This is a genomic window from Streptomyces sp. NPDC037389 (assembly GCF_040636475.1).
GTDB lineage: Bacteria > Actinomycetota > Actinomycetes > Streptomycetales > Streptomycetaceae > Streptomyces > Streptomyces hesseae.
In genome coordinates this window covers 172,542-189,111 of the sequence record NZ_JBEZUS010000007.1, presented here as the reverse complement: position 1 = coordinate 189,111, position 16,570 = coordinate 172,542, and the positions used below count along the sequence as shown (strand labels likewise).

The 16,570-nt window shown below is 73.6% G+C and carries 14 protein-coding genes; 6 read left to right on the top strand and 8 right to left on the bottom strand.

The features are described 5' to 3' along the window. Window positions 1-36: 36 nt before the first annotated feature. From AB0E98_RS17510 to AB0E98_RS17500, 3 genes are all read right to left on the bottom strand, one after another. Window positions 37-1,698 (bottom strand): transporter, encoded by a 1,662-nt coding sequence (locus AB0E98_RS17510; protein ID WP_361703118.1) that lies wholly within the window; start codon window positions 1,696-1,698, stop codon window positions 37-39. After that, the gene (locus AB0E98_RS17505; protein ID WP_361703116.1) at window positions 1,695-2,492 is read right to left on the bottom strand and encodes an ABC transporter ATP-binding protein; all 798 of its coding nucleotides are present in this window, start codon (window positions 2,490-2,492) and stop codon (window positions 1,695-1,697) included. The genes AB0E98_RS17510 and AB0E98_RS17505 overlap by 4 nt, the downstream gene beginning before the upstream one ends. Window positions 2,493-2,686: 194 nt before the next feature. After that, a complete protein-coding gene (locus AB0E98_RS17500) occupies window positions 2,687-3,379 on the bottom strand; it encodes a bifunctional DNA primase/polymerase (protein ID WP_361703113.1) in 693 nt (230 codons plus the stop codon). Window positions 3,380-3,705: 326 nt separating this feature from the next. Here AB0E98_RS17500 and AB0E98_RS17495 point away from each other — a divergent pair, with 326 nt between their 5' ends. The 4 genes from AB0E98_RS17495 to purU all read left to right on the top strand — a co-directional run bounded on the left by AB0E98_RS17495 (window position 3,706) and on the right by purU (window position 8,691). Then, entirely contained in the window at window positions 3,706-5,094 is a 1,389-nt protein-coding gene (locus AB0E98_RS17495; RefSeq protein ID WP_361703111.1) for a transcriptional regulator, read from the top strand. 639 nt (window positions 5,095-5,733) lie between these two features. After that, complete coding sequence (locus AB0E98_RS17490) at window positions 5,734-7,143, top strand: hypothetical protein (RefSeq protein ID WP_361703109.1); 1,410 nt, start codon at window positions 5,734-5,736, stop codon at window positions 7,141-7,143. A gap of 116 nt (window positions 7,144-7,259) precedes the next feature. Further along, complete coding sequence (locus AB0E98_RS17485; RefSeq protein ID WP_311611822.1) at window positions 7,260-7,703, top strand: hypothetical protein; 444 nt, start codon at window positions 7,260-7,262, stop codon at window positions 7,701-7,703. Window positions 7,704-7,827: 124 nt separating this feature from the next. Beyond that, complete coding sequence (purU, locus tag AB0E98_RS17480) at window positions 7,828-8,691, top strand: formyltetrahydrofolate deformylase (RefSeq protein WP_361703106.1); 864 nt, start codon at window positions 7,828-7,830, stop codon at window positions 8,689-8,691. Window positions 8,692-8,765: 74 nt separating this feature from the next. On the opposite strand, the gene AB0E98_RS17475 is transcribed toward purU, so the two are convergent. Together AB0E98_RS17475 and AB0E98_RS17470 are read right to left on the bottom strand one after the other, a co-directional pair. After that, window positions 8,766-9,971, bottom strand: coding sequence for a maleylpyruvate isomerase N-terminal domain-containing protein (locus AB0E98_RS17475; protein ID WP_361703103.1), 1,206 nt, complete (start codon window positions 9,969-9,971; stop codon window positions 8,766-8,768). Continuing rightward, complete coding sequence (locus tag AB0E98_RS17470; RefSeq protein ID WP_361703101.1) at window positions 9,968-10,534, bottom strand: sigma-70 family RNA polymerase sigma factor; 567 nt, start codon at window positions 10,532-10,534, stop codon at window positions 9,968-9,970. The genes AB0E98_RS17475 and AB0E98_RS17470 overlap by 4 nt, the downstream gene beginning before the upstream one ends. A 397-nt stretch (window positions 10,535-10,931) precedes the next feature. On the opposite strand from AB0E98_RS17470, the gene AB0E98_RS17465 reads away from it, so the two are divergent. Beyond that, window positions 10,932-11,306 (top strand): STAS domain-containing protein, encoded by a 375-nt coding sequence (locus AB0E98_RS17465; protein WP_361703099.1) that lies wholly within the window; start codon window positions 10,932-10,934, stop codon window positions 11,304-11,306. A 155-nt stretch (window positions 11,307-11,461) separates the two neighbouring features. On the opposite strand, the gene AB0E98_RS17460 is transcribed toward AB0E98_RS17465, so the two are convergent. From AB0E98_RS17460 to AB0E98_RS17450, 3 genes are all read right to left on the bottom strand, one after another. Then, on the bottom strand, window positions 11,462-12,607 hold the full coding sequence (locus AB0E98_RS17460; RefSeq protein ID WP_361703633.1) for a histidine kinase: 1,146 nt from the start codon (window positions 12,605-12,607) through the stop codon (window positions 11,462-11,464). A gap of 2 nt (window positions 12,608-12,609) precedes the next feature. Next, a complete protein-coding gene (locus AB0E98_RS17455; protein ID WP_361703096.1) occupies window positions 12,610-13,314 on the bottom strand; it encodes a response regulator transcription factor in 705 nt (234 codons plus the stop codon). Window positions 13,315-13,634: 320 nt separating this feature from the next. Continuing rightward, window positions 13,635-15,023 carry a helix-turn-helix transcriptional regulator gene (locus AB0E98_RS17450; RefSeq protein ID WP_361703094.1) on the bottom strand — a complete coding sequence of 463 codons (1,389 nt, stop codon included), beginning with the start codon at window positions 15,021-15,023 and terminating at the stop codon, window positions 13,635-13,637. A gap of 186 nt (window positions 15,024-15,209) precedes the next feature. On the opposite strand from AB0E98_RS17450, the gene AB0E98_RS17445 reads away from it, so the two are divergent. Then, entirely contained in the window at window positions 15,210-16,472 is a 1,263-nt protein-coding gene (locus tag AB0E98_RS17445; protein WP_361703631.1) for an alpha/beta fold hydrolase, read from the top strand. Window positions 16,473-16,570: the final 98 nt, after the last annotated feature.

Below are 16,570 nucleotides of genomic sequence, written 5' to 3'. Positions count from 1 at the left end.
GGATCCAGCCCCTCCGGCGTTCGGAACCGGCCCTCGCTACCCCTTGCTCACCGCCGTGAGGATCTCCGGCAGTCGTTCCAGCATGCGCGGTGCCGCCAGGCGCAGCCCCGCCCAGGTCACGAGGACGCCGTAGCCCGCTCCCAGCGGGAGCACGATCCACAGCCAGCTGTGCGCGTCCGCGATGTGGAGGCCGATCGCCAGCGCGCCCAGCGGGGCGCACAGGACCGCGCCGATCAGGGCGCCCAGCATGCCGAACCAGGCGAGGGCGCCCTGGCCGGGGGCGACGTTCTTGAAGCCGCTGTCCTGGGGGATCGAGTACGGGGCCAGGACCGAGGCCAGGGCGCCGGTGGCGAAGAGGGCGCCCAGGAGGGCGAAGGCCATGCCCAGGACCTCGGCCCAGTCCTGCCACTTGCCGGTGAAGTACGCCGTGCCGGTGACCACGACGGCCACGTACGGGACGGCGATCAGCGAGAAGGACAGGGCGCGGGCGCGCAGTTCGGCGTAGGCGTCGCGGCGGGAGCCGATGGTCTGGAGGACCATCCAGAAGGCCGGGCCGTCCTGGCCGAACTGGTTGTACATCTGAAGGCCGAGCATGGTCGGCGCGAACATGGCGAACCAGATGTTGGACATGCCCTGTGCCGCGTTGACGATCGGCACCAGCGCGCCCACCGCGAGCCCGGAGACCCAGGAGGCCTTGGTCTTGGGGTCGCGCCAGATGTAGCGCAGCGAGCGGTGCATGACGGTGCCCGTGCGTCCGGCGGGCAGCAGCCGGGCGAGGCCGGAGCCGTCGGCGCGGGCCTTCTCGGGCTTGGCGACGGAGGCCGCCCCGAGGGTGGAGGCGTCGCCCGCGGTCATGACCTTCGTCAGGCCGCGCTGCCACCACCACAGCACCGCGACGAGCGCGACGACGGTCAGGGCCAGCCCGGTGGCGGCCCGCCCGTACGCGCCGTCGCTCGCGGCCCGGACGGCGTCCAGCGCGGAGCCCGGCGGGATCCAGCGCAGGACGTCGGCCACGGACTCCAGCCGGCCCATGCCGGCGCCGTTGAGCTTCTGCATGGCGAGGCTGAGGAACTGTCCGCCCACGGCGATGAGCAGGCCGCTCAGCAGGGCCAGGTCACGGCCCTTGCGGCTGGTCAGCAGGCGGACGTTGGCCGTGGCCACGGCCCGGGCCAGGGCCAGGCAGACCAGCAGGGCCAGCGGGACGGCCAGGACGCCGACGGCGAAGGCGGCGGCGCCATGGGCACTGGCGATCACGGCGCCGATCAGCACCGTCACGGTGAACACGGGGCCGATGCCCACCAGGGCCGCGGCCAGCAGGCCCGCCATCATCGGGGTGGGGCGCAGCGGCAGCATCACCAGCCGGCTGGGGTCCATGGTCTCGTCGCCGCCGGGGAAGAACAGCGGCATCACCGCCCAGCCGAACGCCAGCAGGGCCGCCGTGCACACGGTCAGGGCGCCGACGTGGGCGTGGCCGCGCAGCGCGATGAAGCCGAGGAGCTGGAGCGCGGCGTAGAGCGAGACGATGACGAGGGAGGTGATCCAGACGGCCTTGCGGCCGGAGGACTGCCGCAGTCCGTTGCGCAGCAGCGACAGCTTCAGCCGGACGAAGACGGCGGTGGAGGCCTGGATCGTGGCCGTCGTGGCCGGCGAGGAGGTGGCGGTGGCGCCGGGGACGGAGGGGGTGGTGGCCGTGCTCATCGGGCGCCGCCGCCGAGCCAGTCGAGGTCGTCGCCGCCTCCGTGCCCGCGCATGCCGACGAGCTCCAGGAACGCGTCCTGGAGGGTCGGCGCGTCGCCGCGGACGTCCGCGAGGGGACCCTGGGCGCGGATGCGGCCGCCGGCCAGTACGGCGACCCAGGAGCACAGCGACTCCACCAGTTCCATCACATGGCTGGAGAAGACGACGGTGGCGCCCGAGGCGGTGTAGCGCTCCAGTACCTTGCGGATCGTCTGGGCGGAGACCGGGTCGACGCCCTCGAACGGCTCGTCGAGGAAGAGGACTTCGGGGTTGTGCAGCAGCGCGGCGGCCAGGCCGATCTTCTTGCGCATGCCCGTGGAGTAGTCGACGACGAGCTTGTTCTGCGCGCCCGCGAGGTCGAGGACGTCCAGGAGCTGGGCGGCGCGCTTGTCGACCTCGTCACCGGGCAGGCCGCGCAGCCGTCCGGTGTAGGCGAGGAGTTCACGCCCCGAGAGGCGCTCGAACATCCTCAGCCCCTCGGGCAGCACTCCGATGCGGGCCTTGACGGCGGCCGGGTCCTGCCAGACGTCGGCGCCGCCGATCTCCACCCGGCCGGAGTCCGGGCGCAGCAGCCCGGTGACCATGGAGAGGGTGGTGGTCTTCCCGGCGCCGTTGGGGCCGACCAGGCCCACGAACCGGCCCGCGGGTATCTCCAGGTCGATCCCGGCGACTGCCACCTGCTCGCCGAACCGCTTCCACAGTCCTTCGACGCGGACCGCCGGTATGCCGGTCTCCGTTGTCGCTTCCCGTCCCACGTGCTGTCCCTCAAATCCCCGAGTGCTGTTCCGGGGGACGGGCACCGCCCTGCCCCCGGAACCACCCTAGAGGCGCGTCGAGGGGCGGGGGCATGAGGTTTGTCAGGAGTTCGCTGGCTGCCGGGACTTCCTGGCGTGCGCCGGGCGCGCCCGTCCGTCCGTGTGGTGCGCCGGTTTGCCCGCCTGGCGCGCCGTCAGCGGCAGCTTGCCGGGGCGGTGCCCCGGCCGCAGGCGTAGGCGAGGGCGCTGACCAGCTCCTCCGCGTCCGGCAGCCAGCGGTTGGCGGGCGTGGGCTGACGGGCCCACTGGACCCGGCCCCGGTTGCCGATCCGGGAGGGGGGCGCGACCACGTGGCCGCCCTCGCCATGGGGGACCAGATCCAGCGTGGCGGGGGACCAGCCGAGCCTGCGGGCGTGGTCGGCGACCTTCACGGAGCCGCCGGGCAGGACGAAGAAGAGCATCCGGCGGAAGGGCGTGCAGGTGACCGGGCCCAGCTGGATCTCCATCCGCTCCATGCGGGCCAGTGCCAGGAAGCCCGCCGACTCGGAGACCTCGAGCGCGTCGAAGGTGCGGCCCGTGGGCAGCAGGATCGAGGCGCGGGGCTGCTTGGTCCACATCCGGCGGGCCGTGGACGCGCTCCCCGTGGCCTGGGAGGCCCAGTCGGGCCGGGACGGGTGGGCGCCGGGGGCGGGGCACTCGTACTCCCCGCACGAGCAGCGCTCCCGTCCCCCGACGGCCTCCAGCCAGGTGCCCGGAATAACGTCCCAGTGCCGGTCCTCCGCGTATCTCACGGCGGCGTCGAGCACGCGCTCGCCGCGCTGTTGGGGAATGTGCGGGGCTCCTACTCCGATGGTCTCTTCCACGTTCAACACAACTCCCCTTGACATCAGGGGTTACGGCAGTGGCACAGGCTAGTTGCACCTGCCGGTAACAGCACACGGGGCGCACGGATGCATGTACGGGGGCGCAGGCGAGGGTTCGCCGCCGCGAAGGGGTAGCCACCTGGGCGGCGGTTGACGGCGAAGTCCACCGAGGCGGTGGCTACGGGCGTGGATCGCCGCGATTGGCGCGAATACCGGCAAGTCCTGCATTCTCCGGATATCCAGGGGGCAAAGATCACGGGAGAGAGCGTTCACGGCCGAACCGGCTGTTCCGCATCCGGCGGAACTCATCGCGAACGCATAGCGGTATCAGCAGTCTCAGGGGGTAAAGCATGGCCGCGAGGCCACTTGTGGCGCGGCAGCCGAACGAACGGTTGCAGGCGCTCATCCAGGAAGCCGGCTGCTCCAACGCCGGGTTGGCGCGCCGGGTCAACATGTGCGGCGCCGAGCACGGACTGGACCTGCGTTACGACAAGACGTCCGTAGCCCGCTGGCTGCGCGGCCAGCAGCCGCGCGGCCGGGCCCCCGCCGTCATCGCCGAGGCCCTCGGCCGCAAGCTGGGCCGCACGGTGACGATCGACGAGATCGGCATGGCCAACGGCAAGAACCTGGCCTCCGGCGTCGGGCTCCAGTTCTCCCCGACCGTGCTCGGCGCGATCGAGCAGGTCTGCGAGCTGTGGCGCAGCGACGTCGGCCGGCGCGACTTCCTCAGCGGCACCTCGGTCGCGTCCTCCGCGCTCGTCGAGCCCAGCCGCGACTGGCTGATCACCGCCGCCGACGCGCAGGTCGCCCGGAGTGCGGGGGCACGGGTCGGCATCGCCGACGTCGAGGCCGTCCGGGCCACCACGGAGGCCCTCGTCGAACTCGACCACCGCTACGGCAGCGGGCACGTCCGTCCGGTGGTGGTCCACTACCTCAACAGCGTCGTCTCCGGCCTGCTCGCCGGCTCGTACCGGGAGGCGGTCGGGCGCGAGCTCTTCGCGGCCGTGGCCCGGCTGACGGAGCTCGCCGGCTACATGGCCGTCGACACGGGCCAGCCCGGGCTCGCCCAGCGCTACTACATCCAGGCGCTGCGGCTCGCCCAGGCGGCCGGCGACCGGGGCTACGGGGGGTATGTGCTGGCCGCCAGCATGAGCCACCTCGCCGCGTCGCTCGGCAACCCACGGGAGATCGCGCAGCTGGCGAAGGCCGCGCAGGAGGGGGCGCGGGGGCATGTGCCGCCCCGCGCCGAGGCGATGTTCTACGCCGCCGAGGCGCGCGGCCACGCGCTGCTCGGCGACGCGCGCTCCTGCCAGGTCGTCGCGGGCCGGGCCGTCTCCCGGCTCGAAGCCGCCGACAGCGGCCGGGAATCGGGGGACGAGCCGCCGTGGATCCGCCACTTCGACCAGGCGTATCTCTCGGACGAGCTGGCCCACTGCCACCGTGACCTGGGCCAGGCCGAACCGGCGCGGCGCCACGCCGAGGAGGCGCTGGCCGGGCACCCGACGAGCAGGGTCCGCCGGCGGGCGATCGACCTGCTGCTCCTGGCCACGGCACATGTGCAGCAGAGGGAGGTGGAGGAGGCGGTCGCCACGGGCAGCCGGGCCCTGGAACTGCTGGGCACGCTGAGGTCCAACCGGGGCGCGGAGTACCTGGACGACTTCCAGCAGCGGCTGGAGCCGTACCGGGACGAGCCGGTGGTGCGGGAGTTCGGCGCGCGAATGGAGATGCAGGCGGCGTAGTCGGATGCCGGGTGGGCTGATTTCAGCCCGTCCGGCGTTTGAGGACACCGCGGGGAGCGCGGTACCGGCTCGCAGAGGGGGCGTTTCGGGGCGAACGGGCGGCACATGGCCGACCGGACGCGGGACCCGGTAGCGTGAGCCGCCGGTCCCGTAAGTCCCGTTACAGCCTGAGGAGTCCCGGTGACGCAGAGCGGACAGGGAAACGAGCCGCAGCGCCCTGCGGCCCCGCCCGCGCCGCCAGTTCGGCCTGCCCCCGATTGGGGCACGCCCTGGCCCACGGCCGGTGCCCCTCTCCCGCCGGAGAACCCGCCGCCGGGCGCCGGGGCCGACGTGCCCGCGATACCGCCCGCGATACCGGAGATACGCGAGATATCCGATATACCCGGCACGGGGCCTGGGCACTCCGGACCCGAATCCGCCGCGGAGGCCACGCAGTTGCTGCCCTCGCACCCGGGCAACCCGCCGGCTTTCGGCAACCCGCCGGTCTTCGGCAACCCGCCGGCTTTCGGCGACCCGCCGGCTTTCGGCGACCCACCGGCTTTCGGTGGCCATGACGGTAGCGGTGCCCACGGCGGTTATGGCGCCCATGCCGGTCACGCCGCCCACGGGGACGCGGAGGCCACGGCCTTTCTGCCGCCCATGACCGGGGCCGGAGCCGAGGCCGCCACCCAGTACCTCCCGCCCGTCACGGGCAACGCGGGTCCCACGGGTCCCATGGGCCTCATGCCCGCCGAAGCGGCCACGCAGTATCTGCCGCCCGTCCCCGGCGCGGACTCCGTCGCCGCGACGCAGTACCTCCCGCCCGTCGTCAACGAGCGCGACGACGAGTCCGCCCCCGCGCACGCGGCGACCGCCGAGGCCGCGACCACCCTCCTGCCGCCCGTCCCCCCGGCCGGGTCGGCCCCGGCAGCAGGGCCCGGAGCGCCGGGAGCCGCGTCCTCACCCGCCGCGGGCTCTCCTTCCGTCCCGCCGCCCGCCGAGCCCACCACCTCCACTCCCACGCCCGCCACCCCCTTCTCGGTGATGGCCCGGCCCGGGGAGCGGCCGCCGCCCGCCGAGTTCGACACGCTGTTCCGCTCCGCGACGCCCACGCAGCAGTTGCCGCCCGTACCGCCGGGCGGGTCCGTGCCCGCGCCCTTTGCCGGGCAGCTTCCGGGGCAGCCTCCCGGGCAGCCGCAGGCGTCCCACGGCGTCGGCGGTGGGTACGGCTACCCCCCGAGCCCCACGGGCCCGCAGGGTCACCCGAGCCCGCAGAGGCCGCAGGGCCATCAGGGCCCGCAGGGCCACCGGGGCGGTCCGGGAATGCCGGGCGGCGTGCCCGGCGCCCCGGCGGCACCGCACGGCGGCCATGACGCTCCCCGCCCGGCGGGCCGCAAGAAGTCCCCGGCCGTGGTGATCGCGGCCGTCGTCGCGGGCTGCGCCGTCGCCGGGCTCGGCGCGGGCGCGCTGCTCAGCGGCGGGGACGACAACGGCGGCGACCAGCAGAACGCCGCCGCCGCGAGCCCGGCGACGAGCGCCCCCTCCGCCTCCGCCCCGCCCAAGGCCGCGGACACCCCCAGCGCCACGCCCTCGCCGTCGGCCAAGACCGACGACCCGGCGGCGGCGCAGGCCAAGGCGCTGGACGCGTTGCTGAAGGACAGCAACAACAGCCGGGACGCGGTCATCAAGGCCGTGGACTCCACCCGGAACTGCAAGGACCTCGACAAGTCCGCCGCCGATCTCACCGCCGCCGCGGGCGACCGTAACTCCCTGGTCGGCCGGCTGGGGCAGACGCCCACGGACAAGCTGTCCAACAGCGCCGCCCTGACCGCCCAGCTGACGAAGGCGTGGCAGTCGTCCGCGTCGGCGGACAGCCACTACGCGGCCTGGGCCCGTCAGGCCAAGGACAAGAAGGGCTGTGTGAAGGACCACGCCCGGCCGACGCGCGACAGCGTCGACGGCGACCGGGCCAGCGCCGATGCGACGGCCGCGAAGAAGAAGGCGGCCGATCTGTGGAACCCGATCGCACGGCAGTACGGCCTGACGCCGCACGACTGGACCCAGCTGTGAGTGCCGGGGCGCCGTGAATGCCGGGGCCGGGCCCCGGCCCGGCGCACGGGAACGTACGATCGATTGTTGTGCAGGGTTCAGAGAAGTCTTCCCGTCGCGGCCGCCGCTCGACCACCATGGGCGGTATGCCGCTCAATGACATGCCGTGGTGGCGCTGGCGTGCGAACGTGCGCTCGGCGCTGCACATGCTCTCGGACCCGGTCTTCCAGCAGGAGTGCTGGGTGGCGGGCCGGGAGGAGTACGGGGATCTGACCGACGCCGTCTACCGCCTGGTCGAGGACACCTGGCTGGACAACTGGTCGGCCGAGAAGTACGTCGGCACGGTCTTCCGGGACTCGGGAGAGGCCGCGCTCGTCGACGTCGCCGTGCTGCGAGTGCTGCGGATCATGCACCAGGTCGGGGCGGACGCGCCGGTGTCCGCGTATCTGGAGCACCACGGCTGGCCGGAGGCCGTCCGCGCCGCCCGTGAGGCGCATGTGCGAATGGCCGTGGGCGACGGCCACGACCCGGACGCTCCGCCGCCCCCGCTGGCGGTGCTGGAGCTCGCGACGAGGTATTGACGGGTACCGACGAGGCACTGGCGAGGTACTGCCGGGTACCGACGAGGCACTGCCGAGGTACTGCCGAGACGGCGAGGCGCCGACGGGCATCGGCAGGGTCCCGGGTGTGCGACGCTATTGGGCTATGACCACCGAACAGCCCCAGCAGTACGTCCTCACCCTCTCCTGCCCGGACAAGCAGGGCATCGTTCACGCGGTGTCCAGCTATCTCTTCATGACCGGCTGCAACATCGAGGACAGCCAGCAGTTCGGTGACCGCGACACGGGCCTGTTCTTCATGCGCGTCCACTTCGGCGCCGAGGCGCCGGTGACGCTGGAGAAGCTGCGGGCCAGCTTCGCGGCGGTCGGGGACTCCTTCCAGATGGACTGGCAGATCCACCGGGACGACGAGAAGATGCGCATCGTCCTGATGGTGTCCAAGTTCGGGCACTGCCTCAACGACCTGCTCTTCCGCTCCCGGATCGGCGCCCTCCCGGTGGAGATCGCCGCGGTGGTCTCCAACCACACGGACTTCGCCGAGCTCGTCGGCTCCTACGGCGTCCCCTTCCATCACATTCCGGTGACGAGGGAGAACAAGGCGGAGGCCGAGGCGCGACTGCTGGAGCTCGTCCAGGCCGAGAACGTCGAGCTCGTCGTCCTCGCCCGCTATATGCAGGTCCTCTCCGACGACCTCTGCAAGGCCCTGTCCGGCCGGATCATCAACATCCACCACTCCTTCCTGCCGAGCTTCAAGGGCGCGAAGCCGTACCACCAGGCGCACGCGCGCGGTGTGAAGCTGATCGGTGCCACCGCGCACTATGTGACGGCCGACCTCGACGAGGGCCCGATCATCGAGCAGGAGGTCGAGCGGGTGGGCCACCAGGTCACCCCGGAGCAGCTCGTGGCCGTCGGCCGCGACGTCGAGTGCCAGGCGCTGGCCCGTGCCGTGAAGTGGCACAGCGAGCACCGCGTCCTGCTGAACGGCACCCGCACGGTCGTCTTCGCGTAACTGCGTCCCTCCGCCTTCCTCGGCCCGGGCGGGCCGAGGAAGGGTTCAGGAGTCAGGAGCGGGTCAGCGGCGTGTCACAGCCGTGACAGTGATGCCGTCGCGTACAGGACGTCGCGCACGGCTTCCGCGTCGCCGAGCGAGCCCGCCGCCGCTTCCTCCGGCGGGACATGGCCCGCGGCCAGCCGGCAGAACTCGACCCCGTCCAGCGCCACATGGGCCACCTCCCCCTCGGGTGTGCCGGTCGCCCCGGGGGAGTCCAGGGCGATGTACCAGTGTCCGCCACCCCGCCCCTCGATCTCCAGATGGAGCGCACGACCCGGTGTCCCCGCCGCCACCAGGGTGCGCGCGGGCGGTGCGAGGCCGGCGCGGCGCCGGGCGGCTATCGCGCCGGGCAGCAGCCGGGCCGCCAGGTCGATCATGCCGTTGAGGTGGGTCGGCGACGGAGGCGCGTAGGGGTAGTCGACCGCCTCCGCGATGTCCCCGGCGTGCGTCCAGCACTCGAAGGCCCGGTCCAGGAAGGCGTCGCGCAGCGGCAGCGCGAACGGCCCGTAGTCCACGGGCAGCTCCGCCGCGGCGCCGCCCGCGAAGGACACCGTCCGTATCAGCGCCTGCTCCTGGTCGCGCCACGCGGCGCGGACCGACGCGGGCGTCCGGTCGGCCGCGTCCGCCGCCCACAGGGCCTCCGTCCGCTCCTCGGGCGACGCCCCGCGCAGCGGGTCCGCCATGCCGAGCGCGCCCGCAACGATCGTGTCCACCGCGGTGAGATGGCCGATGACATCCGCCACCGTCACCTCGCGCGCGGCGGCGGAGCGCCCGTCGAACCACTCGAGCCGTACCGGGGCCCGCCACTCCGCCTCGCCGATGTCACGAAGCAGCGCGTCGAGCCGGGACGCCTCCGCCTCGTAGGGAGCGGCCCACTCGGGGACCGGTATCCGCGCGGGTCTGCGGCTGAGCGCCCCGGCCAGCACCCGGCCGCGCAGCCCCGGATCGATATCGAGGCTGTCCTCGGGGTGGAGCAGCGCGACGGCGTCGCGCAGCCGGACGGCCTCGTCGGCGCAGGGCGCGCAGTCGGTCAGATGGGCCTCTACGGCGGCGGTCTCCTCGGGCGAGCAGGCTGCCAGCGCCCAGGCGCCGAGCAGCGACTTGAGCAGTGGGTGGGAGCGGACGAGCGGGGTCGCGGCCCAGCCCGCGCCGTCCTCCACGGCCGCGCGCTGCGGAGGGATGTGCGACCCGGGCACGCCGTGCCCGCCGCTCTCGCCCGGTCGGGGTGCCGTGCTCATCGCAGCGCCGCCCCACCGCCGGGCGGCGAGACCGCGCGCGGCCCCTCATGGGCCGTGGACAGCAGCTGTAAGCCCAGCCGGAGTCTGCGCCGCGCCTCGTCCTCGGTGACGCCGAGCCGTACGGCGGTCTGGCGGTAGTCGAGGCGGCGGAAGTAGGCGAGATCCAGCGCGGCCCGCAGGGGCACGGGCATGGACGTGACGATGTAGTCCGCGCGGGCGGCGGCGCTCGCGGCGCGCACCTTCTCCTCGATCTCCGCCGCAGGCCGCTCCTCGTCGGCCTCTGTGCGGCGCAGCCTGCTGACGGCGTGCCGGTGGGCCAGGCCGGCGATCCAGGAGCGCAGGGAGCCCTCCCGGGGGTCGAACTCCTCGGGGTGCTCCCAGATATGGCCGAAGACCTCGCGCGTGACGCGGTCGGCCCCGGCCTCGTCGCCCAGGACACGGTGGGCGAGGCTGTGCACGAGCGAGGCGAAACGGTCGTAGAGCTCGCCGAGGGCCGCCGCCTCGCCGTGCGCGAGGCGCTGCTGCATCCTGCGGTCCCAGCGCGGTGGCGCGTCGTTCGTCATTGGTCCGGCCCCCTTAAGTACGCACTGCTGTACGCCCTCACGCCGAATGTAACGGGCGGCTCCGACACCGCACGAGCGCTTGGGGCGAATCCCGGAAAGGCGCCGCCTGATCCATGTCGCGTGTGGTATTGGGGCGGTCACCGTAAGTGCATGATCCATGTATGTGGCGATCGGGGTCGATCGTACGTGCACGAATGTGCCGATGTGTTATGCGGGTGTGACCGGATCTATGGGGATGAACGGTTCGAGCTGGGCATAGGCTCAACAGTGGTCGGCTTGTACCGCGTACGAGACCGCGGTGTTTCACTCGGCGCCGCACGGGGGAAGCGCCAGGCAGCCATACCGCGGAAGGGTCCATTCCATAGGAACGACAGACCGAGTGAAGGGGCTCGAGCGCGTGACGTTGAAGGTGGTGGAGCACGAGCAGGGGGACTGGGCCGTGCTCCGGGTCTGCGGCGAGATGGATCTGGTGACCTCCCCAGCGGTGCGGCAGCACGTGCACGAGGCTGTCGCGGACGGGCGGCGGAGTCTGGTGCTCGACCTCGCGGAAGTCCGCTTCTGCGACTCCAGCGGCGTGGGCGTGCTGATCGCCGCCCGCCGGCTGATGCGTTCCTGCCAGGGGCGGCTGCGGCTGATCCTGCCCGCCCAGGGTGCGGTGGACGGCTCCCACGTCAACAGGGTGCTCGCCGCGCTGGGGGTGCGCAGGCTCTTCGAGGTCTACCCGGACCTGGACAGCGCGACCGAGGAGAGCACGGACCCGCTGTCGGCCTGATGTCAGCTTGACGCGTCATCAGGCCGCCCCGCCGTTCCATCGGACGAGGGAATGGTCGCATCGTCAACAATCCACCGAACCGTGGCACCGGCACGGGTGATTCGGCGTCCCGTCAACGTCGGCGGCGCCCCGTCGACGTCAGCGATCCGTCAGTCTCAGCGGTCCGTCAGCGGGAAGCGGGCCCGTACGGCGAATCCGCCCTCGTCCGTCGCACCCGCCTCCAGCGTCCCGCCGAGGCTCTGCGCCCGCTCGCGCAGCCCCACCAGGCCATGGCCCCCGCCGGGCAGCTCCGGAACCGGGACCGCCGCGTCCGCCGGGCCGTTGCGGACCTCGACGACCAGTTCCCCCGGCTCCTCCGCGACCCGCACCCGCGTCTTCGACCCGGGCGCGTGCTTGCGCACATTGGTCAGCGCCTCCTGGACCGTGCGGAACGCCGCCCGCTCCACGGCCTCCGGGCGCTCGGCGCCCGGGTCGGAGCCGTCCTCGAAGGCGACGTCGAGCGCGCTCAGCTCGATCAGCCGGGGCAGGTCGGAGAGCCGGGGCTGCGGTGTGAGCTCCTCGGTGTCGGCCCCGGCGGCGCGCAGGATGCCCACCATGTGCCGCAGTTCGTCCAGGGTCCGCACCGACAGCTCCCGGATCGTCCGGGCGCCCTCGCGGGCCGTGGCGTCCCCGGTGCTGATCTGCACGGCCCCCGCCTGGAGGCTGATCAGGCTGACCTGGTGGGCGACGACGTCGTGCATCTCACGGGCGAGCCGCGCGCGCTCCGTGGCCAGCACCCGGTCCGCCAGCAGCCGGTCCTCCCGGGCGCGGCTGCGCGTCAGCTCGTCGAGCCGGCCGACCAGCTCGCGGCGGGCGCGGGTGAGCAGCCCGAAGGCGATGGGCGTGGTCGCCACCACGATCGAGTCGAGCAGATTGACGCCCGCTTCGCGACGGTCGGCCAGCGCCAGGTCGGACACCGGGTACGGCAGGAACTGCGCGGCGGCCATCAGCAGTCCCGCGCCGCCCAGCAGCCACTTGTCGGCGCGCGGCCTGGCCGTGCGCCGCACCGCCAGCGTGTAGAGCGCGAACATCGGCGCGATCCAGATGTACGCGTAGTACATCCCCGGCAGCGTCGCCAGGAAGACCGGTGCCGGGAACCGGCGCCGCCACAGCAGCGCCACCGCCGCCAGCAGCGACGCCCACAGCGAGAACCGGGGCGTGACGCCGTTGACCAGCAGCGCGTCCCCGGCCGCGAACAGCGCGGGCCCCGCCACCGCCGCCCAGTCGGGCACCCGGGAGGGCAGGGAGGCGCGCCACGGCATCGTCACGGCCGCCCGTTCCCGGTTCCCCCGCCCGTCCCGGGGGACCCACCGCGCGCGCCCGGGCCCGTACTCACCAGCCCCGCCCGGTCGGCGACGATCGCGGCCTGGACGCGGTTGAGCCCGCCCAGCTTGCCGAGGACCGCGCGCACGTGGTCCTTGACCGTGCTGGGCGCCAGCCCCATCCGCTCGGCGATCTGCGGATTGGCCAGCCCCGCGCCGAGCAGCCCCAGCACCTCGCGCTCGCGCGGGGTCAGCCCCCGTACGGCCTCGGCGGCGGTGCTCTCGGCCTCCGCGGCGAGATAGCCGCCGATGACCGCGTGGGTCACACCCGGGTCCAGGACGCTCCCGCCGCCGGCGAGCGTGCGCACGGCCCGCACCAGCTGCTCGGGGTCGGTGTCCTTGAGCAGGAAGCCGGCGGCGCCCGCGCGCAGCGCGGCGGCGAGGTACTCCTCGGCGTCGAAGGTGGTGAGCATGGCGACGCGCGGCGGGTCGGGGGCGGTCCGCAGCGCGCGCAGCACCGTCAGGCCGTCGACGTCCGGCATCCGGATGTCGAGGAGTACGACGTCGGGGGCGTGCGCGGCGACGGTGGCCACGGCCTCGCCGCCACCGCAGTCCGCGACCACCTCGATGTCCGGGGCCGTGCCCAGGATCATCCGCAGCCCGGACCGGACGAGCTGTTCGTCGTCCACCACCGCCACACGGATCACCGTCCGCTACCTCTTCCCTCGTCCACCGGGGCCGTGGGCGGCCCCGCCCCTCCAGCCTGCCGTACCGTCGGCGGCCGCCGGAGCCCAGGGCTCCGCCCGCGGGCCGGACGACCCCCGCCGACCGGCGGGGGGCGAACCGGGACCCGGGGCGGATGGACCTTCCGGGACCCGGGCGGCAGAGTGCTGTCCATGCTGCACCATGCGGGGACGGGACGCCGGTCCCGCCGCCGGGTGCGGCTCATGTTCGCAGGCCGCCGCACCCCCCGGCGGCGGCCTGTCCGCTTTCCCCCGGGGCTCCGGGGGCCGGAGCCCTCCAGGTGTCAGATCCGCCCGGCAGGCCACTGCGGTGGTGCCTTCGGCGCCGGCCCCAGCGTGGTCGTCCCCGGCGCCGCCCGGTGCCCCAGCCCCGTCCGGTACGCGTCCAGCGCCGCCTCCGTCCGCCCCGTGCGCCGCAGCAGATCACCCAGCAGCCGGCACAGGTCCGCGAGGTCGCCCGCCGCGCCCGTGCGCTCCAGCAGGGACAGCGCGGCGCAGTAGTGCTCCTCGGCGGCGTCCGTGTCGCCCCGGTCCTCCGCGATGAGCCCCAGGAGCCGGTGCGCCCCGCCCGCGTGGACGGCGCCCCGTTCGGCGCCGAGCGCCGTGGGCGCGAGCAGCGGGCGCAGCAGTTCCGCCGCCTCCGCCGCCTTCCCCCGGCGCCGCAGTACGTCCGCGAGCTCCACTTCCACCTGCACGGTGAACAACACGGCCCGTTTGGAGGCCAGCATGTCGCGGGCGGTGCGCAGCTCGCTCTCGGCCTTGCGCAGATTGCCGTCCTGCGCGTGGACGTAGCCGCGCATCCAGTGGCAGTGGGCGAGCTCGGTCCGTATGTGCAGCTGCTGGTAGAGCTCCTGGGCCTTGGCGAGGGAGGCGTCCGCGTCGGCGATGCGCCCCTCGGCGATGAGGCTGCGGGCCACGCCCCGGTGCATGGCGGCGACGAGCGCCGGATCGTCCACCTGGGGCGCGAGCGCCAGCGCGAGCTCGGCGGCGTGCGCGGCTCGGGCGTGCGCTCCCATGTCCATGTAGGGCGCGATGGAGGCGGTGTAGAGGAGGAGCAGGGCGTCGGGGTCGTGCATCCCGGAGACGTTGAGCTCGTCGAGGGCGGTCTCCAGGAGGTAGCAGGCGTAGCGCAGTTCGCCCGCGAGGAGGTGGGCGACGGCCCGGCCGCGCAGGGCGGGCACGCGGCGCGGCAGCGGCTGGTCGGCGAGGAGCGTCTCGGCCTCGGCGAAGAGATCGCGGGCGGTGGTGAGGTCGCCGCTCTCCAGCGCGCAGTCGCCGAGCCCGAGGACGGCGGTGGACTCCTCGTTCACCAGTGAGAGCGCGGCCGCCTCGGCGCGCAGGGCGCGGAAGAGCGCGGCGGCGTCCTCCGCGTCCCCGGTGGCCAGGGTGCGCCGGGCGTCCGTCAGCCGCATCCGCAGCTCGGTGGCCAGGTGGGGCGGCCGCCCGGTGGCCAGTTCCTCGACGGTGGTGCCGAGCCGCCCGGCGAGATGGCGCAGGGCGGTCTCGGAGGGCCGGACCCGGCCGGCCTCCAGGGTGGAGATGTACGCCGCCGTGTAGGCGGGCTCGGCCAGTTGCTTCTGGGTGAGCCCTTTCTCGGTCCGCAGCCGCAGGACGCGGCGGCCGATGTCGGAGGGCTCGTCCGCCCGTATGCCGTGGGTGCTGTTCTCGGCCACTTCCGCCCCTCGGTACATTGCGCCGTGATCCAAGCCGTACGTTAAATCTGCTTACGTGAGGATGTAATCGTGCCGCCTGCGCCGTCCGTGCCGCCCATACCGAAGACCACCGGAAACGGTGACACCACGAACACCGGGCCCATCGGGGGTTCCAAGGCGGGCACGGTCCGCCAGCCCGGCCTCGTCATGACCGACCACTTCTTCGACGTGCCGCTCGACCACGCCCGTCCGGGCGGCGAGCGGATCCGCCTCTACGCCCGTGAGGTCGTCGCCGCGGGCCGGGCCCGGGAGGACCTGCCCTGGCTGGTCTTCCTCCAGGGCGGGCCGGGCTTCCCCGCCGGCCGTCCCGTGGGCCGGGAGAACTGGCTGGGCCGCGCGCTGGAGGAGTACCGCGTCCTCCTGCTCGACCAGCGCGGCACCGGCCGCTCCACCCTCGCCAACCGGCAGACCCTGCCCCTGCGCGGCGCCCCCGAGCAGCAGGCCGCGTACCTCGCCCACTTCCGGGCCGACTCGATCGTCCGCGACTGCGAGTACATCCGTCCGCTGCTGACCGGCGGCCGCCCCTGGAGCGTCCTCGGGCAGAGCTTCGGCGGCTTCTGCGCGGTCACCTACCTGTCGTACGCGCCGGAGGGCCTCTCCGAGGTGGTGATCACCGGCGGGCTGCCCTCGCTGGACGGCGACGCGGACGCCGTCTACCGCGCCGCCTACCCGCGCATGGAGCGCAAGACGCTGGCCCACTACGCCCGTTACCCGGGCGACGAGGCGGTGGCGCGGCGCATGGCCGAGCACCTGGCGGAGACGGAGGAGACCCTCCCGGACGGCTCCGTGCTGACCGTGGCGGCGTTCCAGCAGCTCGGCATCCTGCTGGGCACCGGCGACGGCTCCCACCGGCTGCACTACCTCCTGGAGGACGCCTTCGTGCCGACGGCCGCCGGGCCGCGGCTGTCGGACGCCTTCGGCGAGCAGGCCGCGGCGGTGCTCTCGCGCACCGCCAGCCCGCTCTACACCCTCCTTCATGAGGTCATTTATGCCCAGGACGGGCGCGCGACGCACTGGTCCGCCGAGCGCGTCCGCGCGGAATTCCCGCAGTTCGAACGCCACTTCGAGCCCGAGGGGCGCTTCCTCTTCACGGGCGAGACCGTCCACCCCTGGATGCTGGAGACCCAGCCCGCCCTCCGCCCCCTGCGGCGCACCGCCGAACTCCTCGCGGAGCGCGAGGACTGGACCCCGCTCTACGACGCCGACAGGCTCGCCCGCAACACCGTGCCGGTGGCGGCGGCCGTCTACCACGACGACCTCTACGTGGACACCGAGCACTCCCTGCGCACGGCCCGTTCGATCGCGGGGCTGCGGACGTGGGTCACGGACGAGTACGAGCACGACGGCGTGCGCGCGGGCGGCCGCGTGGTGCTGGACCGGCTGCTGAGGCTCGTCCGGGACGAGGCCTGACCACCTCTCGGTAGTGGCCTCCTTCCTTTCCCGTCACATCCATTGTCATGAGCCTCCCGGGCCTCTACGTTGAGCCGCGCCTTAACACGACTTAACTC